The 21,756-nt window shown below is 38.2% G+C and carries 21 protein-coding genes; 9 read left to right on the forward strand and 12 right to left on the reverse strand.

The window, feature by feature from the left end:
• Nucleotides 1–16: 16 nt before the first annotated feature.
• A complete protein-coding gene (locus HZA77_14940) occupies nucleotides 17–835 on the reverse strand; it encodes an ABC transporter permease (protein ID MBI5376727.1) in 819 nt (272 codons plus the stop codon).
• Entirely contained in the window at nucleotides 813–1,865 is a 1,053-nt protein-coding gene (locus HZA77_14945) for an ABC transporter ATP-binding protein (GenBank protein ID MBI5376728.1), read from the reverse strand. The genes HZA77_14940 and HZA77_14945 overlap by 23 nt, the downstream gene beginning before the upstream one ends.
• A 120-nt stretch (nucleotides 1,866–1,985) precedes the next feature.
• Here HZA77_14945 and HZA77_14950 point away from each other — a divergent pair, with 120 nt between their 5' ends.
• The 6 genes from HZA77_14950 (at nucleotide 1,986) to HZA77_14975 (ending at nucleotide 8,689) form a co-directional block, all read left to right on the forward strand.
• Entirely contained in the window at nucleotides 1,986–2,726 is a 741-nt protein-coding gene (locus HZA77_14950) for a tetratricopeptide repeat protein (GenBank protein ID MBI5376729.1), read from the forward strand.
• 74 nt (nucleotides 2,727–2,800) lie between these two features.
• Nucleotides 2,801–4,303, forward strand: a complete 1,503-nt coding sequence (locus HZA77_14955; protein MBI5376730.1) for an acyl--CoA ligase — start codon at nucleotides 2,801–2,803, stop codon at nucleotides 4,301–4,303.
• A gap of 69 nt (nucleotides 4,304–4,372) precedes the next feature.
• Nucleotides 4,373–5,464, forward strand: coding sequence for a hypothetical protein (locus HZA77_14960; protein MBI5376731.1), 1,092 nt, complete (start codon nucleotides 4,373–4,375; stop codon nucleotides 5,462–5,464).
• 6 nt (nucleotides 5,465–5,470) lie between these two features.
• Nucleotides 5,471–5,923 carry a transcriptional repressor gene (locus HZA77_14965; GenBank protein MBI5376732.1) on the forward strand — a complete coding sequence of 151 codons (453 nt, stop codon included), beginning with the start codon at nucleotides 5,471–5,473 and terminating at the stop codon, nucleotides 5,921–5,923.
• Between the two features lie 240 nt (nucleotides 5,924–6,163).
• Nucleotides 6,164–7,144 (forward strand): diguanylate cyclase, encoded by a 981-nt coding sequence (locus tag HZA77_14970; protein MBI5376733.1) that lies wholly within the window; start codon nucleotides 6,164–6,166, stop codon nucleotides 7,142–7,144.
• Nucleotides 7,145–7,147: 3 nt separating this feature from the next.
• The gene (locus tag HZA77_14975; GenBank protein ID MBI5376734.1) at nucleotides 7,148–8,689 is read left to right on the forward strand and encodes a response regulator; all 1,542 of its coding nucleotides are present in this window, start codon (nucleotides 7,148–7,150) and stop codon (nucleotides 8,687–8,689) included.
• Here the strand turns inward: HZA77_14975 and HZA77_14980 are convergent.
• From HZA77_14980 to HZA77_14990, 3 genes are read right to left on the reverse strand one after another with little or no spacing between them, the layout of a single operon-like run.
• Entirely contained in the window at nucleotides 8,667–9,170 is a 504-nt protein-coding gene (locus tag HZA77_14980) for an acetyl-CoA carboxylase biotin carboxyl carrier protein subunit (GenBank protein MBI5376735.1), read from the reverse strand. The genes HZA77_14975 and HZA77_14980 overlap by 23 nt on opposite strands.
• 10 nt (nucleotides 9,171–9,180) lie before the next feature.
• Entirely contained in the window at nucleotides 9,181–10,668 is a 1,488-nt protein-coding gene (locus tag HZA77_14985) for an acetyl-CoA carboxylase biotin carboxylase subunit (GenBank protein ID MBI5376736.1), read from the reverse strand.
• 20 nt (nucleotides 10,669–10,688) lie between these two features.
• Entirely contained in the window at nucleotides 10,689–12,239 is a 1,551-nt protein-coding gene (locus HZA77_14990) for an acyl-CoA carboxylase subunit beta (GenBank protein MBI5376737.1), read from the reverse strand.
• Nucleotides 12,240–12,519: 280 nt separating this feature from the next.
• On the opposite strand from HZA77_14990, the gene ilvB reads away from it, so the two are divergent.
• The 3 genes from ilvB (at nucleotide 12,520) to HZA77_15005 (ending at nucleotide 15,023) form a co-directional block, all read left to right on the forward strand.
• Nucleotides 12,520–14,187, forward strand: coding sequence for a biosynthetic-type acetolactate synthase large subunit (gene ilvB, locus HZA77_14995; GenBank protein ID MBI5376738.1), 1,668 nt, complete (start codon nucleotides 12,520–12,522; stop codon nucleotides 14,185–14,187).
• Nucleotides 14,188–14,192: 5 nt separating this feature from the next.
• Nucleotides 14,193–14,681 carry an acetolactate synthase small subunit gene (gene ilvN, locus HZA77_15000; protein MBI5376739.1) on the forward strand — a complete coding sequence of 163 codons (489 nt, stop codon included), beginning with the start codon at nucleotides 14,193–14,195 and terminating at the stop codon, nucleotides 14,679–14,681.
• 111 nt (nucleotides 14,682–14,792) lie between these two features.
• A complete protein-coding gene (locus HZA77_15005; GenBank protein ID MBI5376740.1) occupies nucleotides 14,793–15,023 on the forward strand; it encodes a KH domain-containing protein in 231 nt (76 codons plus the stop codon).
• Between the two features lie 22 nt (nucleotides 15,024–15,045).
• Here HZA77_15005 and HZA77_15010 read toward each other — a convergent pair whose 3' ends face one another.
• From HZA77_15010 to HZA77_15040, 7 genes are all read right to left on the reverse strand, one after another.
• A complete protein-coding gene (locus HZA77_15010) occupies nucleotides 15,046–15,588 on the reverse strand; it encodes a GAF domain-containing protein (GenBank protein ID MBI5376741.1) in 543 nt (180 codons plus the stop codon).
• A 26-nt stretch (nucleotides 15,589–15,614) separates the two neighbouring features.
• Complete coding sequence (dnaA, locus tag HZA77_15015) at nucleotides 15,615–16,940, reverse strand: chromosomal replication initiator protein DnaA (protein MBI5376742.1); 1,326 nt, start codon at nucleotides 16,938–16,940, stop codon at nucleotides 15,615–15,617.
• Between the two features lie 111 nt (nucleotides 16,941–17,051).
• Nucleotides 17,052–17,273 carry a hypothetical protein gene (locus HZA77_15020; GenBank protein ID MBI5376743.1) on the reverse strand — a complete coding sequence of 74 codons (222 nt, stop codon included), beginning with the start codon at nucleotides 17,271–17,273 and terminating at the stop codon, nucleotides 17,052–17,054.
• Complete coding sequence (locus tag HZA77_15025) at nucleotides 17,273–17,623, reverse strand: response regulator (protein MBI5376744.1); 351 nt, start codon at nucleotides 17,621–17,623, stop codon at nucleotides 17,273–17,275. Before HZA77_15025 ends, HZA77_15020 begins: the two co-directional genes overlap by 1 nt.
• Nucleotides 17,620–20,052, reverse strand: coding sequence for a GAF domain-containing protein (locus HZA77_15030; GenBank protein MBI5376745.1), 2,433 nt, complete (start codon nucleotides 20,050–20,052; stop codon nucleotides 17,620–17,622). Before HZA77_15030 ends, HZA77_15025 begins: the two co-directional genes overlap by 4 nt.
• Nucleotides 20,049–21,089, reverse strand: a complete 1,041-nt coding sequence (galT, locus tag HZA77_15035) for a galactose-1-phosphate uridylyltransferase (protein ID MBI5376746.1) — start codon at nucleotides 21,087–21,089, stop codon at nucleotides 20,049–20,051. The genes HZA77_15030 and galT overlap by 4 nt, the downstream gene beginning before the upstream one ends.
• Nucleotides 21,082–21,741, reverse strand: a complete 660-nt coding sequence (locus tag HZA77_15040) for a histidine phosphatase family protein (GenBank protein MBI5376747.1) — start codon at nucleotides 21,739–21,741, stop codon at nucleotides 21,082–21,084. The genes galT and HZA77_15040 overlap by 8 nt, the downstream gene beginning before the upstream one ends.
• Nucleotides 21,742–21,756: the final 15 nt, after the last annotated feature.

The raw sequence follows: 21,756 nt of genomic DNA on the forward strand, positions 1-21,756 counted from the left end.
AAAAGAGATTTGAAAATCAATAATGAGTAAGGCTTCCGTCTCTCTTTGCTTTTTTTACGGCATACTTGAATATGACTATGCTCAGGGGGAGCATGAAAACAGAGAAAAGAAGAAGTGCAATGAGATTCGGTGCCAATTGGGATAGAGAATATCCCTGTATGAGAGCCATCCTCATTCCTTCAAGTGAATATGTTATCGGGAGAAGGTAAGAAAAATTTCTTAACCAGTCGGGAAGAACACTTATCGGGTAATAGACGCCTCCGAGGAACCATGAAACACTGCCGAATATCCATGTGAATGGATCCCCCTTTTTCAGTATCATAATGAAGCTTGCTGAGATAATCCCGATGCTTGAAAAAGCAACGATTGTAAGGATAAGGATTAACAACGCCCCGAAATAATTTGCATTCCCAATCTGCATACCAAAAAACAGTGAGCCCAGAAGTATGTAAAGAACCACTCTCACGGAAGTAATTATAAAACTGTAAAGAGATGAATAGATTATTATTGCAGGGACTTCTGTTTGCGTCACAAGCAGTGCTTCAAGAGTGCCGCTGACCTGAGCGCCGGAGATGATTGCTGAAAAGGAGCTTAGGGAGATACCGAGATAGTTTGAAAAGGCAATACCAATCAGAACAAAGGAAAAATAATTTCCGCCATATGGCGCGAGGTATGGCGTTGCTGCTGCACCGAGAAGTTTGGAAAGGAAATAGAATAATATTATTGTGAAAACAATGCCTATAAACTGTGTAATGAAAGCAAACTTGTAACTTGCAGACTCTATAAAATCTTTTTTAATAAATGCCAGCGGCTTATAAATTGATACTGGAATCATGATATTCTGTCAGCCTCGCAAAAATTTCTTCAAGACTCGGTTCAAGACAATGGAAAGAATGGATTATTATGGCATTCTTTATGAGTTCGCTTAAGGCGAAGTCTGCTTTTTCATGGTCTGTAGTCAAAGTAATTGCCGTTCCATGAGATGATTTGTCATCTTCTGATATTACATTTGATGGTCCGACAATAATTCTTATTTTGTCAATTACGTTTTGAGAAACCGCAACTTTTGTCTTTATCAAGAACTGGAGCCTTGAGCTGTAAGAAGATTTGATTTCACGAATGTTCCCGATTGTCTTTATATTTCCGCCTCCGATAATCGCTAAGCGATCGCAAATATCTTCCGCTTCATTGAGATTGTGTGTGCAGAAAATAACAGTTTTCCGGGCATTCAAAACTATTTCATTTCTGATGAAGTTTCTTAGATGTCTGGCTGCATTCGGGTCAAGGCTTTTGGTGGGCTCATCAAGGAATATTATGTCAGGCCCTGCAAGAAGCCCCCGCGCGATGGCAAGTTTCTGTCTCATCCCTGTCGAATATTCTTTGCATGCTCTGTCAGCTGCGTCTGTTAGTTCAAGCATGTCAAGGAGCTTCTCTATCTGCCGGCGTGCAACATCTTTTGGCATATTGTTCATGACTGCAAAAAACTCGAGATTCTGTCTCCCAGTAAGTCTCCAGAAACAGGAACGCTCTTCACCTATTACATAACCAATGGACCGTCTTACTTTATCTCCGTCCTGTTCCGCATCAAAACCATTTATTATGGCTTTCCCTGAATCCGGAAGTACCAGGGTGCTTAATATTTTTATTATTGTAGTTTTCCCAGCGCCATTTGGTCCAAGAAGCCCGAAAATCTCTCCTCTGTTGACAGTGAATGATATGTCTTTAATCGCAGGGATAAGCTCTTTTTTTAAAGGATGGAGTAGAAGATCCCTATAATTTTTTGTCAGCGGATAACTTTTGGTAAGTCTTATAACTTCTACTGCTGGTGGCAAATTTTGGTAACACTCCTGTTTTTTCTTTTTCATAACATAACGCCTGTTTACTTTGCAATATCCAAAAAATATTTATGAATTTTGCTTGACAGGTAAGGATAATTGATAAAAATACAACCATAACTTTTAAGGTTCAATAATAGGGAGAATTGTATGAAAAGAATTTCTGTTTTAATGTCTTTGATGTTGTTGGTTGCTGTGATTTTTGTTGGATGCAGTTCGACATCCATGTCGCCCTCTCAAAAATATCTAAATGAACTGAATTCAGCCTATATGAGTCAGGACAAAGCAAAAATCGAACAGGCAACCAATAGCCTGTCAGGCTTGATTGTCGCAGGTAAGAGCAGTGAACTTGATTATTATAATGCAGCGCTGGCACAGTATAAGCTGGCAGATTATCTTGACCTGCAAGCAGCAGGCGGAGTTGACAAAAGCGGACCGGCAGAGAAGGCTGATGATATGGCCAGAGATTATCTTAAAAAAGCAATAGAATTAAGGCCTGACTTTTATGATGCATACAGCCTGAAGTACAAAGTTCTCCTGAAAAAATTCGGGTATGTAGGTTTCCCGCGTTTAATGCAGTATGTTGGAGAGATAAGCCAGGATCTTGAAAAAATAAAAGAGCTTAAACCAAATGATGCTAATACAAAATTGATTGAAGGCATAGCATCGGCAAACAATTTTCCTCAGCCTGAGCCGGAGGAAACAATTGCTATATTTAACGAAGCATTGAAGCTTGACCCGAAAATGGCAGATGCTTATTACCAGATAGCAGTGGTACAGCTTAAAAATAATAAAAAAGATGAAGCAGTAACAAGTCTTAAAAAGGCTTTGGAATTAAACCCTAATTGTTTCTGGGCAAAGAAAAAGTTAGCAGAACTTGAAGGCAAATAACATTTAATTAGCAGTTTCAGGGGGGAAGAATAAATATCTTCCCCCTTTTTTATTTTGCTATGCATATGGATATATTGGAAATACTGAAAACTCACGCTGAAACAAAGGGGAATAGAGTATTCCTGAAGCATGAGGGAGTGGAATATAGTTTTAAAAGGACTTTTGAGAACGTTCTTAAAGTTGCAGTCTATCTTAAACAGGAAGGAATATGCGCAGAAGATAGAGTTGCAATCATATTACCTAATTCTCCTGAATTTGTTTTTTTCTACTATGGTTGTGCCATTGCAGGGGTTGTTTCTATACCTATAGATACCCGGTACAGGAAGAAAGAGATAGAAATAATCCTGAATAGTTGCAAACCTAAAATTATCGTTGCTTTAAAAAGTTATCATGGTACGGATTACACCCATCTGCTTGGTAAGATAATAGCAGGTATCGGCTCAGGGATAAGAACCATATTTCTCGATGAACTCGATATCATCGATAAAAATGTCAGTAGTAAATCATTCCAGTCTTTTATTTCTTTAAGCAAAGACAATATTCCAATGACTATAATGTATACCTCTGGAAGTACCGGAGAGCCTAAAGGCGCTGTACTGACACAGATGAACCTAATAACTAATGCCGCAGCTGTGAATGAACGTCTTTCTATCTCAGAAAAGGATGTGTTCCTGCTTATGGTTCCTTTTTCTCATGCCTTTGGATCGAGCGTATTGCTTAATGAAGCTCTCGTTGCCGGAGCATCGGTTGTCATAACGGACTTATTCGATCCGGAGCATGTTCTTTCAATTATAGCTACAGAGAAAATTACTTTGCTATATGCAGTTCCTACACAAGTTATTCAGCTTATTGAGGCTAAGAAGCGTTTGAATATTGAAGTTTCATCGCTGAGAACCGGATATATCTCAGGAGCTGCTTGTACGCCTGAGTTAATGAAACAGATAAAATCTGAGTTTAACTGTGATGCCTGCATTGCTTATGGCATGACTGAGGCCTCATGCATATCAATTTCTGACTGGAAAGACAGCTGTGATATTAGAGAGAATTCAGCCGGAAGGCCGGTGAGGGGAATGGAATTAAAAATCGTAGATGACAGGGGATGCGATGTTCATCCCGGGCAACCGGGAGAAATTCTTATCAGAGGGACAAGTCTTATGAATGAATATTTTTCCGGTAATGCATTGGGGGATAGATGGTTTGATACGGGAGATATAGGAACTAAGGATACGAATGGATCTCTGATGATCCTTGGCAGAAAAAAAGAAACTATAATAAGAGGTGGTTTCAATATTTATCCTGCAGAAATAGAGCGTCATCTTCTTTTACATGAAAAGATAAAGTTTGCAGCAGTGGTTGGTGTTCCTGACACATTTTATGGTGAAAAAACTGCTGCATGCATCATTCCATGCGATGGCGAAATAATATTAGACGATGATATCCGGGCATTTTGCAAAAAGCATCTGGCATCATACAAGGTGCCTGACTACATAATAACCTATGAATCAATGCCATTTACAGTTAGCCGGAAGATAAGAAAAGATATACTTAAAATAGATGTTGAAAAAAAAATCAAATGATGGTCAACAAAGGAATTGACATTGAACAGAAATGAGAGAAAATGTAGAAAACTTCAAGGAGGCTTTGTGATGATAAGAGGAAAGAGAAGGGCATTATTCTATAATTCATTATGTCTATTTATTGTTGCAGTGATATGTGTGGGAGTTACAGGAGGATGCTCTAAAAATGAAGGTCCCAAGCAAGGTTCGTTAATGATAGCTACCAAGAAAAGCGATGGGCAACCAGTAGATTGTAGAATTGTGGCTTATGCTCAGGACAACCACTTAAAGGCAGTTAATGAAGGAGTATCCGGACTTGAAATGTATCTCCCGGAAGGCAAATATGATATCAAAATAGATTGGCGCGGAAACCTGAAATGGCTCGAGGGTATCGACATATCTGAAGCTAAGAAATTTACGGATACCGTTATTTTCCCAGCGGGAAAAATAAAAGTGAAGTCAGTTAACAATGACGGTTCAGTGGCAGATGCATCTATTCTTATAGTGCCAGCGCGCGACAGACAAAATGGTATTGAAGCAGTTGCAGATAACGATGGAAAAATAACAGAGTTTTACATAAATGGACAGAAGATTGCCCTTGGTAATACCCTCGAAGAAATTGACAAGGTTTTAAAGCCTGAGATGCTTAGAACAGATGTGGTATCGGAGAAAGAGGGTTCAAAAACATATGAAACAAGATACTATAAAGTTTTTGGAGCGAACTTAGACCTTTCGTTTTTGAAGGATGGGGAAGGTCCATTAGCTCTTCAAAAAATAAACTACACCGAAAAAGTTGCTGCAGGTATTGCTGGAGAAGCGATTGAAGTTTCTCCCGGGTTGTATGATATGAAGGTTGAACATCAGGGAGTAGCAAAATGGAGTAACAAAATTAAGATAGCTGACAAGGAAACCAGAGAAGAGGAAGTAGTTTTTGATCAAGGTTGGATTGTTGTCAATGCAACGAACTACTCATCTGATAAAGGAACAGTACCTGTACAGATTTATTTTAAAGGTGACAGTTCCAATGCAATCAAGAATGGAAAGCTTGGAGAGAAAATTCCCCTTGTTCCCGGTACTTATGATGTAATGGTAGAATATAAGAGCAAATATATTTGGATACGTGAGATAAACTTAAAGGTTAAAGAAACTGTCCAGAAGACAATAAAACTGCCTGAAGGCTGATTAATAATGGAAAATTATGAGAAGGTTTTTAAAGACTTCTTAAAGATAAGAAAGTTAAAGTATACAAGAGAGAGAGAAACAATAATAAAAGCTATTTTCAGCACACATGACCATTTTGATGCTGAAGATCTTGAATGGCGATTGAGAAAAAATAAGCAAAAGATTTCAAAGGCAACAATATATAGAACACTTGATATACTTATAAAAAGCAAGCTCATAACTGAACATGAGATAGGCACAGATAGAAGGATTTTTGAACATATTCATGGACACCGGCATCATGACCATTTAGTTTGTCTCTCGTGTGGAATATTTATTGAATTTGATGATGAAAGAATAGAGAAAATGCAGGATGAAGTATGCAAAAAATTGCATTTTTATCCTGATAGACATAGCTTAAAAATATTCGGTTTGTGCAGAAAATGTAAAACAAAAATAAATGATTCAGATAAGAATTAGACAGTTATGATCCTTTAAGGATGTGATTATTTGTTTTCCCTCAAGCAAATATGTGTTTCGGATACTCTGACTATCTTCTCCGTGATTTTATCCTTAGTTTCTCAATGTATGATTATTAGTGAAATCTAAAAAAGATATATGGATAATGTATTATTGACTTATGGGAAAAATATTTTTATGAGTTCAATATAACAACCGATAGTTCAACATAAATATTAATGGAAAAATCGGAGCACTGTAATGATAGGAAATAATAAGGTATTGCCAGAATCTGAAGAGGAAGATGGCCTGTCAAGTATTATAAAATATAAAATACTTGTTATTGATGATGAAGAGATAATGCGAAGTATGCTAAATGATGTCCTTTGTGATGAAGGATATGATGTAGATGTGGCTTCAAACGGATTTGAAGGGATAAACAAGATAAAGTCTAAATACTATGATTTGATAATTACAGATATAATAATGCCTGAACTTGACGGTATGGAAGTACTTAAAAAGGCAAAAGAAATATCACCTCAGTCAGATGTTCTTGTTATGACAGGATATGCTTCTGTTGAGACAGCTGTAAAATCAATGCGATTAGGTGCAGCCGACTACATTGTTAAACCCTTTAACATCGATCAGATACAGATAGTTATTTCAAGAACAATTGAAAAAAGAAATCTTCAGAAAAAAGCTAATGAAGGAGAATTTTATAAAGAGCTCTCGCAAATAGATGGTTTAACAGAGGTATACAATCACCGTTTTTTCCACCAGTTGCTTGAGGCTGAAATTAACAGATCAAAAAGATACAACCGTCCGGTTTCAGTTTCTATGCTCGATATAGATAATTTCAAGGAATATAATGATGTTAATGGGCATCCTGCTGGTGATATTTTATTGAAACAGCTTGCGTGGGTATTAACACGTTCATGCAGAGATTGTGATTATGTTTCACGCTATGGTGGAGATGAATTTGCGATAATATTTCCTGAAACTGATGAAAGAGAAGCTGCTGTAATAATAAAAAGGCTTAAACAAATAGTTGAGGAAAGCCACTTCGATAAACAGGAAGAGTTAAGTGCAAAAAAACTTACAGTCAGCATAGGGTTAGCTTCTTTCCCGGGTAGTGCAAGCAATAAAAATGAACTTGTAGAATGCGCGGATAAAGCGCTTTATACAGCTAAGCGCAATGGCAGAAACCTTCTTGTTCTGGCGTCAGATAATATCAAGGATTAATCATTGGTAACCTCAATAAAAATACTTGTTGTAGACGATTCAGAGATAATGCGTAATTTTCTCAAGGATTCGTTATCTGATTCCAATTATGAAGTTGATACAGCTGAAGATGGATTAGAAGCTCTGGATAAGCTGAAATCTCAGATATATGATATTCTTCTCACTGATCTTAAAATGCCAAGGATGGATGGAATCTCTCTTATACAAGAACTGGGGAAAACAGAAAATTGCCAAATGTCAGTGGTAGTTATGACATCACATGGAACTCTCGATTCGGCAAGGCAAGCACTTCAGGAAGGTGTTTCTAATTATATTCTTAAGCCTTTTGATTATAAGGATCTGCTAAAAATAATAAACAACACTATAGAAAGAAAACGGATTAAAGAGGAAAAAATAAAAATTAATCTTTTTTCAGAGTTATTTTCAATCAATGAAAAGATAAATTTAAATACTGAAGAAAAAAATATTCTCACTATGGTATTTCAAGCGGCCGTAACTTCCACTCCAGTAGATCGTTGTTTTGCCATAATTCAGGATGTATATAAGGAAAACGAATTTAGTGCTGTCTCAAGTGACGACAAAACAGAAGATACAGTAAATTTAAATCTAGTCAAATTTCTGAGGGATTTCAGGTCTAATAGTACAAAGTTGAGACCGGTTGTTTTAAAAAAAGAATATAAGCTTACTGAGGACTCAACAAACAATTATTATGTTTCTTCTACTAAGTCATATATTGGACATGATGAAGGAATTAATGTTGTAATATTTGCACCTCTAAAAGCTGCAGGTCGCTATAGAGGAGAGATAGTTTTCATAAAGAACTCTCAGAGCTTACCTTTAATGAGTGAAGCTGACATCCAGTTTTTAAGCTTTCTATCCATACAGGCATCAATGTCGATAGAAAATTCACGCCTTTTTGCTGATTTAAATGAGGCATATTTGAGCGCAATAAATTCGCTTATTTTAGGCATGGAGGCAAAAGATACATATACTTCAGGCCATAGCGACAGGGTAACAAGGATAAGCATTTTCCTTGGCAAAAAACTTGGTCTTTCTGAAAAAGAGCTTAATATTATAGCTAACGGAGCAAAGCTTCATGATATAGGGAAAATAGGGATTCCTGAAGCAATCCTGAATAAGCCGGGACCACTCAGTAGTGAGGAGTTTGAAATAATAAGAAAACATGTGGTTATTGGTTTCGACATGATAAAGCCTATAAAAGCTCTCAAAGATATAAGGGGTATTGTAAGAAGTCACCATGAAAGAGAAGATGGAAAAGGCTATCCTGATGGTTTGCTCGGCAAAAATATTCCAATGGTCGTTAAAGTTGTAATAGCTGCCGATGCATATGATGCAATGCATTCCAAGAGAGTTTACCGGGATGAATTACCTGTTCAGAAAATAGTGAGTGAATTTATTTCTCAGCGCGGACGGCAGTTCGATCCTTTAATCAGTGATATTATGGTTAAGTTGATTAACAGTCATGCCATGGAAGAAATACTTAAAGATAGCTCAACTACTCTTATTCGATTACCAGCAGCATAGAATTATTGTCGACTGTATCTCCTTCTCTAACACCAACTGCTGTGACTTTCCCAGATTTCGGAGCACATATCTCATTTTCCATTTTCATTGCTTCAATTATTATTATCCCCTGATTTTCCTTAACTTCATCATTAAGAGCAACAAGTACTTTTTTTACCTTACCGCACATTGAGGCTTTGATTTCCTGTTTGCCGGCAACTATGTGGTTTTTTGTCTCACGAAGTTTTGCTTTTTTCTTCTCATTTACCACTTCTATTACATAATACTCCCCGTTTATGTATATTGAACAACTCCCGTTCTTTGCCTCAAGGTCAATTTCATAAGTTCGTTCGTTTAGAAGCATCGAATAAAGGGAATGCTCTGTATTGACCATGTCCACTACATACTCTTTATCATCTAATTTTATGATAAACTTTGAATCATCAAGCTGTCTGACGTCAACAGAATGTTCAATATCTTTATAGACCGCTATATAGCCCATCTGTTTTCACCTATCTTCCTTTCCACGGATTAAATGAGCTTTCATGTTTTACATCTACATTGTTCTTGGATTTCTTATTATCTTCCATGTATGCCCAGAGCGCTGCTGATAAAATAGCTTGCGTAGAATATTCATTATTCCTATCTGCGGAGTTCTCTCTTTCAAATTTAGTATCTATGAAGCTGGTGTCAAAGTCTCCTGCAATGAAATGTTTGTTTTTCATTACCTGCTCATGAAATGGAATCGTTGTTTTGATTCCCTTTATATAATATTCTTTTAATGCCCTTCTCATCTTCTCTATAGCTTCAGTTCTGTCGCGTCCCCAGCTTACGAGTTTAGATATCATAGGGTCATAATAGATAGGAACATCGTATCCCTCAAAAACTCCGGAATCATCCCTTATCCCTGGTCCTCCCGGCGTTCTTATATTTAAAATTTTTCCTGGTGATGGCATGAACCTATTGTCAGGATCCTCCGCATAAATTCTGCATTCAATGGCATGTCCGTTCACCTTTATATCGTTTTGCGTGATGCTGAGTTTTTCTCCTGCGGCTATTTTTATCATTTCTTTTACGATATCAATGCCGGTTACCATCTCAGTTACCGGATGTTCGACCTGAAGCCTTGTGTTCATCTCCAGAAAATAGAATTCTTTGTTTTTATCGACGAGAAACTCTACTGTTCCTGCACTGTAATATCCTGCTGCCTTTGCAGCCTTTATTGCGGCTTTACCCATTTTTACTCTCATTTCAGGAGAAACTATAGGTGAAGGACTTTCTTCAATTACTTTTTGATGTCTTCTTTGTATTGAGCATTCTCTTTCATTAAGGTGAATCGTGTTGCCATACTTGTCTGCAAGAATCTGTACTTCGATATGGCGAGGATTCTCGACGAATTTTTCAATATATATGGCACTATCTCCAAAAGCTGTGGCAGCTTCTGAACGCGTAGCTCTTATGGAAGATTTCATATCCTCCGGATTTTTTACAAGCCGCATTCCTTTTCCGCCACCACCTGCGCTTGCCTTCAGCATAACAGGGTATCCTATCTCAAGAGCGATCTTTTCCAGTTCATTGTCATCCGAAATGTCCTCTTTGGCTCCAGGTGTTATGGGAACTCCTGCCTTGGACATAAGATTCCGTGCCAGAGTTTTTATTCCCATGTTTTTTATGGCTTCACATGACGGGCCAATAAACACGATTCCATTTTCTTCACAGGTTTTGGCAAATTGTGAGTTTTCTGCTAAAAAGCCGTATCCGGGATGAATTGCATCTGCGCCGCTTCTTTTTGCAACATCGATGATTTTATCAATATTGAGGTAGCTCTCACGCGGGGAAGGTTGGCCTATATTGAAAGCTTCAGATGCATAGCGCACATGTAGCGCATTTCTGTCAGCATCTGAGAAAACTGCGACAGTATCTATTTCCATTTCCCTGCAAGCCCTTATTATCCTGACTGCGATTTCACCTCTGTTGGCTATAAGGATTTTCTTAAACATTTTCTGAATTACTCCAATTGTTAAAACGGTAAGTTGCTGTGTTTTTTGGGCGGCATTTCATCTACCTTGTTTTCAAGCATGAGGAGGGCATTTATCAGTTTACTTCTGGTTTGTTTAGGTTCGATGATTTCATCAATATAACCGAGTTCTGCTGCAACATAAGGGTTTGCAAATCTTTTCTTATATTCATCAACAAGTTCTGTTTTTCTTTTTTCAGGGTCTTTAGCTTTTTCGATTTCCTTCCTAAAGATGATATTTACCGCACCGTCCGGTCCCATAACTGCAATCTCCGCGGTAGGATAGGCAAAGCTTATATCTCCATGAATGTGTTTACTTGACATAACATCATAGGCACCACCATAAGCTTTTCTCGTTATTACTGTAAGTTTTGGTACGGTCGCTTCGCAGTAAGCGTAAAGAAGTTTGGCGCCATGTTTTATTATACCTCCGTGCTCCTGGGAAATACCCGGCAAAAATCCTGGGACATCCTCAAAAGTTATTAATGGAATGTTAAAACAGTCGCAAAACCTTACGAATCTTCCAGCTTTTAATGAAGCATTGATGTCAAGTGTACCTGCAAGAACAGCAGGTTGGTTTGCAATTATTCCTACAGACCGTCCTCCGAGCCTTGCAAAACCTATTAGTATATTTTTTGCCCAGTGTTCCTGAACTTCAAAAAAGTGATTGTTGTCTACGACCGCTTTTATTAAATGTTTCATGTCGTAAGGCTTGGAAGAATTATCAGGTACTAATGTCTGGAGGCTTTCGTCTTCCCTGTTGGGATCATCTTCGCATGGGATTACAGCAGGGTCCTCTTTATAGTTCTGAGGTATATAGGATAAAAGTTCGCGGGCTGCAAGGAGTGCATCTTCATCATTTTCGCATGCAAAATGAGCTACTCCGCTTTTAGAATTATGCGCCATTGCTCCGCCTAAGTCGTCTTTTGTAACGTCTTCATGTGTTACAGTTTTTATTACATCGGGCCCGGTAATGAACATGTAGCTCGTATTTTTTGCCATTATGATAAAGTCTGTCAGGGCAGGGCTGTAGACCGCACCACCGGCACACGGTCCGAGGATGAGCGATATCTGAGGAATAACACCTGAGCATGTTACATTCCTCATGAAAATTTCTGCATAACCGCCAAGGCTCAGTACGCCTTCCTGGATCCTTGCACCTCCCGAATCATTGATTCCGATTACGGGACATCCAGTTTTTGCTGCCATGTCCTGAATCTTGGAAATCTTCCTCGCATAAGTTTCGCTGAGTGAGCCGCCAAATACTGTGAAATCCTGAGAAAATAGAAAAACCTGTCTTCCATCAATTTTCCCGTATCCGGTTATTACTCCGTCTCCATATATCTTTTGTTTATCCATTCCAAAGTCATGGCAGCGGTGCGTAACAAATTTGTCAAGTTCAACAAATGTTCCTTCATCCAGAAGAATATTTATACGTTCTCTTGCCGTCAATTTTCCGGCTTGGTGTTGTTTCTCTATCTTGTCTTTTCCGCCTCCGAGTTCGGCAAGGGCATTCTTATCTCTAAGCTCCTGAAGCAAAGTTTCTATTGACATTTAACCCCCCTCTGGACTTGTTAGATTAAGCTCCAAACATATTAATTTTATTATGTATTCCGCTGGTCCATGCTTATTAAGAAAGCTATGGACTGATATTATAAGAACCATATGTTGTCAAGTGCCATTTCTATGCCGTTGATGCAGGAATGTTAATGGAAAAATAGTGTTTGACTATTGGCAGAATCATACTTAATATTTTAAATTCTAATTCTTTGATAGGGATATGATAAGTTAGATTTAGTTTATAAAATAACAGTAGAAAAGGATATTTGATAAAGTGAAGAAAAATGGTGCATCAATAATAATAGAATCTCTCATCCAGAATGGAGTTAACACTGTTTTTGGTTATCCCGGTGGTGCAAATATTCCCATTTATGATGCACTTTACGGACATCAGGGGATAAGGCATATACTTACAAGGCATGAGCAGGGAGCAATCCACGCTGCAGACGGATTTGCGAGAGCCACAGGGAAATTAGGAGTAGTCTTTGCAACATCCGGTCCTGGTGCAACGAATCTGGTTACAGGTCTTGCCAATGCATATATGGATTCCGTGCCTTTGGTTGCCATAACAGGGCAGGTTCCTACTCATATGATAGGTAATGACAGTTTTCAGGAGGCTGATATATACGGTATTACTGTTCCAATAACAAAATATAATTATCTTGTTAAAGATGTATCAAAGATGGGACAGATCATGGCTGAAGCAATTCATATTGCTACTACCGGAAGACCCGGACCAGTACTCATTGACGTGCCTAAAGACATACAGGACATGTCAGCGGTTTATGGGAAATATGATGTGAGACTTCCAAGCTATAAGCCCAATGTTAAGGGTAATACGATGCAGATAAACGAAGCAATAAAGGCAATAGATACCGCTCGTCGGCCTGTAATATATGCCGGAGGCGGGATTATTACTTCATCTGCTGTTAAGGAACTTGTTTCCCTTTCAAGGAAAGGAAATATCCCTGTTGTCCTTACGCTTATGGCTCTTGGCTCCATGCCATCTGAGGAAGATCTTAATTTGGGAATGGTAGGTATGCATGGAACAAAATATGCAAACCTTGCTGTCAGGGAATGTGACCTTCTTATCGCTGTTGGAGCAAGGTTTGACGACCGTGTAACAGGGAATCCTGACAATTTTGCACAAGATGCAAAAATAATTCATATCGATATAGATCCTGCAGAAATAGGTAAGATTAAGCAGGTTGAAATTCCAATTGTAGGTGACGCGAAAACTGTCCTTGGCATAATTGCTGAAAAAGTCAAGTCACAACCTCGCAAAGAATGGGTTGAAAAAATTAAAAAATACAAGAAAGATTACCCGCTTAAGTATAAACATTCTGATAAGAAGGTCATAAAACCCCAGCAGGTAATTGAAGCTGTAAATGATGTTATTGACGGTGATGCCATATTTGTAACTGATGTCGGACAGCACCAGATGTGGGCAGCACAGTATCTAAAACTTAAGGAATCGCGTACATTCATTTCATCCGGAGGACTTGGCACAATGGGATTTGGATTTCCCGCTTCAATCGGAGCTGTCATAGGAAGACCGGACAAGACAGTTATAAACATTACCGGAGATGGCAGCTTTCAGATGACAATACAGGAAATGGCTACGGCTGCGCACTACAAACTTCCCATAAAGGTTGTTCTGATAAATAACGGGTTTTTAGGTATGGTCAGGCAGTGGCAGCAGCTTTTCTTGGGAAAGAGATATTCCTACACCGATTTAGGTGAAAGTCCGGATTTCGTAAAAATCGCTGAAGGGTATGGTGTGAAAGGGATAAAGATTGAAAAACCGGATGAGGTTAAACCAGCTATTGAAAAAGCGTTGAAACATGACGGGATGGTGCTGCTTGATTTCAGGGTTGAACGTGAGGAGAATGTAATGCCCATGATTCCGGCAGGCGGATCTATAGAAACAATTATGGAGTGATACTAATGGAAAGACGTACTTTATCGATTCTTGTCAGGAATCACCCGGGTGTTCTTTCTCATATTGCAGGTCTTTTTGCACGTCGTGCTTACAACATTGAAAGTATTGCTGCAGGTATTACTGAAAAACCTGATGTTACAAGAATAACCATAGTTGTCAAAGGGGACGAAAGGGTAATTGAACAGGTCGTAAAACAAGTTCGTAAACTTATAGACGTAATTAAAGTGGTGGAACTTGATTATGCTGATTCAGTTACACGCGAACTGGCTATAATAACTGTGAACTGCAGCAAAGAAACCCGCGGAGAGATAATAGAAATAAGCGATGTTTTCAATGGAACTATAGTGGATATGTCTGAGAAAACACTGACTGTACAGGTTGTCGGAAACGAGCGACAGATAAAGGGTATTATTAAACTTCTTTCATTTTTTGGAATAGAGGAGATGGCGAGGACAGGCCTTATCGCTCTTCCTTACAGAAGCACTAGGGATTGATTTAATGATTTGACAAAGATATACCCCTCTTATAGTATTTTATTAATGATGGAATAGTTTTGAAAGTGATAAGGAAATTTTAAAATTGGTACAGAAGAAAAGGAGAGATGAATGAAGGAACTAACTGAATTGATTGTTCAGAAACTCGTTGACAAGCCTGAAGCAGTGAGCGTTACAGAAACGAAAAGTGAAACTACGGTAATTCTTGAAATTGCTGTGGCAAAGGAAGAGATTGGTCTTGTAATAGGCAAGAAGGGTAAAATTATAAATTCTATCAGGAATATAATTAACGCTGTCGGTAGAAAAAACGGAAAGAAAGTTATTGTCGGTATTAAAGAATAATTAAGCTTTATTTTTAAAAAAATCAGATTGAGTGAGGTTTAGTTTTAATTAATGATGGAAGGAATGAGGGGACAAGGGATAATAACTTTTGTACGTCAGCTTCCGAGAAATCTTGTCCCGCTTCATTTGGAGATAATCCTTTTCGACTTATCTGAATAACTCCTACTGCCTTATCTTCGTGGATGAGAGGAACGGTAAGCATTTTTTGTATTGGTTTTGGTTTCTCTTCTGAAGTTTTTACCTGCTCATAAATGCTCAGATGTTTTATATTTATAACATCATTTTTTATGTCGCTTTTTTTAGTAAGCATAACCTTAGTAGAAAGGCTTTCCCTTTTTGAGAGCGGGAATGTGGCACCGCCTTTATAGAGTTTTTTTGGTGCAATGAATCGAAGAAACTTTTCATTGTTTGTAAGTATGATAATGGCGACCTCTGTTTGGTCAACCTCAAATAAATCAGCAAGGTATTCACAGGTTTTATCTACTATATTTTCAAATATGTCTTTTTGATGTTCATCCGTACATTGGGCTTCGAGTGAGATTATCAGCGATTTAAAATCTTCCATATTTGGGCTCCGGGGTTATTTAATTCTCAGGAAAGCTTTTCTTTAAGTTCTTCTATGTCTTTCGCAAGTTTTTTGTTTTGTTTCATTTCTTCTTCAATTTTTCTTATTGAATGAATAACTGTAGTATGGTCTTTCCCGCCAAACTTTCTGCCGATTTGTGGAAGTGAATCCTGTGTCAGTTTCTTGGAGAGATACATTGCAATCTGCCTTGGCGTAACCAGTTCTCTTCTTCTTATCTTTGATTTCAAGTCGATTACTTTTAGGCCATACTTATTTGCGACCTCCAACTGTATCTCTTCAGTAGAGAAAAATCTGACCTTTGATTTGATGTAATTCTTGAGTATCTCTTCAACAAGGTCAATAGTGATGCTGTTTTTAGAAATATGTGCAAACATATTTACTCTTTTTAAAGCGCCTTCTATTTCTCTTACGTTTGAACCCAGGTTTGCTGCCATATACATGGTGACTTCATCAGAAATCTTAATATCCCATAAATCTGCTTTTTTCTTTATTATGGCTGCTTTTGTCTCAATATCTGGTTCCTGTATATCAGCAATTAAGCCCCATTCAAATCTTGATTTAAGTCTTTCCTCAAGACTTGAAATATCCTTTGGAGACCTGTCACTGGTTACGACTATCTGTTTGTTTGAGTCATAAAGATCATTAAAGGTAAAGAAGAACTCTTCCATTGTTCTTACTTTACCTCCAATGAACTGGATATCATCAATGAGGAGAAGGTCAGCTTTCCTGTATCTTGATCTGAAGCTTTCCATTCTGCCGAAACGTATGGAATTAACGAGGTCATTTACAAAATTCTCAGATGACATATATATTATAATTGTGTTTCCGCTGTGTCTTAGCACATAGTTTCCTATTGCATGCAGGAGATGTGTTTTACCCAGACCGACTCCGCCATATATAAATAATGGATTATATCTCTTCCCGGGTTCTTCTGCTACAGCATGTGATGCTGCATTAGCTAACTGATTTGAACCTCCAACAACAAAGTTTTCAAATGTGTAATATGAATTGATTGGAATTTGTTTAGATTCATTATTTACAGGGGAAGGTTTCCGCACTTCAGCGGGAGTTCCATCGCCTCTGTTTTTTGTTATTATAAATTTTATACTTATGTCTGAGCCATTAGTTATTTCGCAGAGTGTATCCTTAATAAGCTCTAAATGGTTTTTCCGAAGCCACGTCTCGAAATAGGGATTTGGGATTTCTAGCTGTATTTCATTATCGTCCAAAGAATAATCAAAGAGCGAGGTAGGCTTAAACCATGTTTCAAATGACTTCTGGTTAACCTTTGCCGATATTAAATCAAGAGCCTGAGACCATATATCTGTCATAAAAAAATACCCGGATAAAAAATATTGGTATGTATTAAGATGCTACAGAGAAATCAAACGTAATAATAGAAAGTAAATATTTTTTTGCAACTGTTTTCTGAAAGAATTTATTCAGGTCAAATAATGCAGGAGTGCAAAACTAAGAATATTCAGGCCGATGAGAAAACCAAAATAGAGTATCAGGAAAAGAGGTTCCTCTATAAGCAGCGTCACTACCGTCTTTGCGCATTCTCTGAACCCCTTTACATTGGCATTAATTATTACGAGCCGTACATACTTAACAAAAAAGTATGTACATGCGCTGAAGATTGTAAGAAATATTAATGCTTCCATTAATGGATTAATTCCTTTATTTTATTTTTTAATTCTGTCAGGTCTGATGATTTGACAATGTATCCATCCGATGCCCATACTCCAAAATCCTGCTTATATTCATCGTAAGCTGTGCACATAATGACAGGCAACTGCCTGTTTATTTCTTTTATTTTTCGCAGTAACTCTACACCATTCATGTCCGGAAGCTTTATATCTACTGTAATGAGGTCAGGCGTCTGTTTTGAAAGGATTACCAATGCTTCTTCAGCTGTTTCCGCAGTTAACACGGTATATCCCTCGTCGGTGAGTTCTACTCTGAATAATGTTCTGATATTTTCTTCATCATCTACTACTAAAATTGTTTTCATAGCCTGTTACCTCCATTAAGTTCCTGGTTTTGGGTGAGAGTAACCTGCTTGCCATTTTGATTTAAAGGAAGATTAATCTCAAATATTATCCCCTCTCCAACCTTGTTTGTAATATCTATGTTTCCTCTGTGGTTTTCTACTATTTTCTTTGTAATTGCCAACCCTAATCCTATGCCGTAGTTTTTTGTTGTGAAAAAGGGACTGAAGATGTTGTCAAGCACCTGTGGCGGAATACCACCTCCTGTATCTGATATTTCAATTACGACAATATCTTCTTCAGGGGTAAAATGGGTTTTTATAGTGATTGCCCCATTTCTGTTTATTGCCTGAGCCGAGTTGGATAATACATTTATTATAGCTTGTTTCATTTGCAGAATATCAAACCTGAATGGCGGTATATCCTGGTCAAATTCAGTTATAATATCAATATGCTTTTCCTTAAACTCGGAACTGAACATTATTATTATGTCCTGCAGAAGGTCATTTATGTTGTTCTCCGTCATTTCAAGGGAAGATTCCCTGGAAAAGTTAAGTATGTCCTTCAGGATTTTTTCCAGCCTCTGAACTTCTTTTATGATTATATCAAGGTACGCAGATTCATCACCGGCACCGCTCATTATTGACTTAAGTCTCCTTGCAAAACCGCCAATCGAGACGAGAGGGTTCCGAATCTCATGAGCTACGGTTGCCGCCATTTCACCCAATGCAGCGAGTTTCTCAGATTCTATCAGTCGTTGCTGCATTTTTTTTAGTTCTTCATTTGTTTCTTCAAGGTAAGAATATAACCTTGTAGTTTCTATAGCGAGTCCTGCCTGATTTGCGAAGACACTCAGAAATCTTATTTCATCTTCAGTAATGGGTTTTCTATTGAATATGTTGTCGACAAGCAGGATTCCTATAACTTTATCCCTGGCAAGCAGCGGGACAGAGGCAAAGTTATCTGTCTGCATTTTTTCGAGAATTTCCTTATTCACAGTGCTGTCTCCAACTAATTCTGCAATATTAAAAGGTCTCTTCTCTTTCACTGTGCGTGCAAGAATACAGTTCGACTTTGATATATCGATCCTGATAGACCTTGCAATCCTGTTTACCTGTGATTGGGTGAGATTTGCCAGGTAATCTGCAGATGTCAGGGCTTCCTGCAGGGTAAAGTGTCTGGCAACCATTGAATTCCAAATCCTTCCTGCATCCTGCGCGCTGTCAGGTCCTACGCCCAGCATTCCCTGAAGGACATTTGTTCTTTCATTTAACATAAGAATGAAAGCCCTGTTGAATCCAAGTCCGTCCTGTATGGTTACTGCTGTCAGGACCATATAAAGCCGTCTTGTCAGGTTTGTTGTAAGGCGCATTGCATTCGATATTTCATGGAGTATTGTAAGTTCCCTCAGTTTCTTCTGATTGTCTTCAGCAAGCTTTTGCATATTGTGATAGGTATTCGTTTTTTCTACAGCAACAGCAGCCTGGCTTGCAAGGGTTGAAAGGAGTCTCATATCATTTTCAGTGAAATTTGAAAACTTTCCTTTAAAGACAGGGTATTTGTCAACGAGTCCAAGAGTCCCTATAACCTTGTCTTCAGCTTTAAGAGGAACACATAATACCGAAGTTATTGGTATGTCGCGCAACGGAGTTGGTATGTTGGCATTCCTGATATCGTTTATAAGTAGAGGAGTACCGCTTTCCACAACTCTGCCGGTTATGAATTCACCTGTTTTGACAGATGGGAAGCGCTTAACTACTTCATCTGCACCATAGTTTGCTTTTACTTCAAGAATATTATTCTGTGTATTAAGGATACGAAGCACGGAACCCTTAGACGGGATTAATTCAACGGATGTTTTCACGACTAAATCAAGCAGGTTTTGCAGGGATGTTTCTGAGTTGAGAACAGTCCCTATTTCATTAAGACTCTGAAGTTTAAGGAGGTTGTGTTTAGCGTTACGGATAATATCAGCTGTAGTTATTTTGTTTGCAATATAGGTTGAAGCAGTATCCAGATCTTTTAGAAAGGAATCATCCTTTTCTAAGGCAGTATTGCATCCCATGAGAATCATAACACTGCGTTTCTCTTCTATTTTTTGAGTCTTAAGTATCAGTGTTTTGATTCTTTTTAGTTCGTCTGGTATGTAAGTGAAAAAGTTTTCAAGTTCTTCCGGGTTGTTTATAATTGAAAAAGTCCCAGCTAAAGCTAATGGTTTATCTTCTGATATTCTGCAGGATAGATAAACTTCATTGTCTTCCTTTATTTCAGCACAATCACTGGCTTTCAGAATAAGACGTTCACCTAAATCATCAGCAAGAAAAACCGTATTGATAGGGAGTTGAAAGTATTTTTTCAGAGTAATGATTGACCTATGCAGAGTTGTGTCAAAATCAGGCACTGCATTGGTTATATCAAGTATATCTTTATAAAACTCTATCCAGTCGATCATTGTATGTCAATTAAATCAGCCTGTTCATATCTTGGTGTTTCCAGAATGCATTCTCTTAGAAAAGTTGCTGCTACTTCAGGAAGCACAGGGTTGATGTAGAATCCTGTGCCCCATTCGAATCCGGCGACTTTTGTGAGCTTGGGCATAATTTCTATGTGCCAGTGAAAAGATTCGCTTTCGCTGTCACCGAACGGCGAAGTATGCATTACAAAATTGTAAGAAGGATTTTTAAGAGTGATATCAAGTCTCATAAGTGCATGTTTCAATATTTCGGCCAGATCTGAAAGCTCTGTGTCGGTAATGCTCTCAAACGCAGCCATATGCCTTTTAGGAACAATGCATAATTCAAAAGGGAATCTTGGTGCAAATGGGACCATTGTCAGGAATGAGTCATTTTCCTCTATCATCCTGATACCTCTTTCCATTTCCTGCCTCGCGATATCGCAGAAAATACACCTTTCCTTGTAATCAAAATATTTCTGTGCTCCAAATTGTTCCTCGCGTACCAGCTTTGGAATAATGGGGAGAGCGATAAGCTGTGTGTGCGGATGTTCAAGTGATGCACCTGCAGATTCTCCATGGTTTTTAAAGATCATTGCATATTTAAATCTTTTGTCTTTTTTGAGATGCAGGACTCTTTCCCTGTAACATGAAACTAAGAGCCTTACTTTGTTGATAGGCAGGGTCGCAATACTAAGCTCATGATTTGGAGTCTCAATTATAACTTCGTGCGTTCCTATTCCGGCAATTTTGTCATATATGCCGTCTCCGGTTCTTATCAGCTTTCCCTCATCTAACAAAGCAGGAAACTTATTGTTTACTACCCTTGTGTGCCAGCCGGCAGTATTAGGCTTTGTTCCTTTTTCCCTGTATGCCATTATTTCAGGCGGTGTTTTATCCTCGTTACCGGAACAAAAAGGACAAAATCCTCCTTTTTTTGTATCCGCCGCCAAAGCAAAATCTGTAGGTCTTTTGCTTCGTTCCGTTGCTATTATTACCCATCTTCCAATGATTGGATCTTTTCTTAATTCAGGCATTGCTTTCTCCCTTTGAGAATCCTGCTCCCAGTTTCAATCCTCTGAGGTCGTCGGTTAAATGTGTTGTATCGTTAATTTTCATTACTCGTGCACTGTTTCCATTAAAAAATATTTCACATAAAGAACTATTCTCAGTTTTAAACCTCCAAAGACTGTTCATGTCCTGTCCAAGTACATAACAGAGAATAGTGTTTATAACTCCAGCATGCGTTACTAATGCGACTGTATTGTCACTCATTTGAAGTATTTTATCAAGCCATTCTATTATTCTGTTACGGAAATTTATTATTTTTTCTCCTCCCGGTATTTTAACGTTTGCAGGACATTGGACAAACATCTTGAAAAGCTCAGGATCCTGAGACATAAAAGTCTGAAACGATATTCCCTCCCATTCACCCATATTTATTTCCATAATATTATTATCTGTCACTATTTCCTTTCCGGAAGCTGTTGAGACTATCTCAGCCGTTTCTATAGTCCGTTTCAGAGGACTTGAATATAGTTTGTCGATTTTTAAATCCATAATCTTAGACGACAAACGTCTTACCTGTTCCCTGCCGCGTTCAGTAAGGTTTGAATCGAGCTGACCCTGAATCCGTCTCTCAAGATTTAAAACTGATTCACCATGTCTTATGAGAAATAATGTTTTCAATATATGCGAACCTTC

This window comes from Candidatus Schekmanbacteria bacterium (genome assembly GCA_016219965.1).
Taxonomy (GTDB): domain Bacteria; phylum Schekmanbacteria; class GWA2-38-11; order GWA2-38-11; family J061; genus JACRJM01.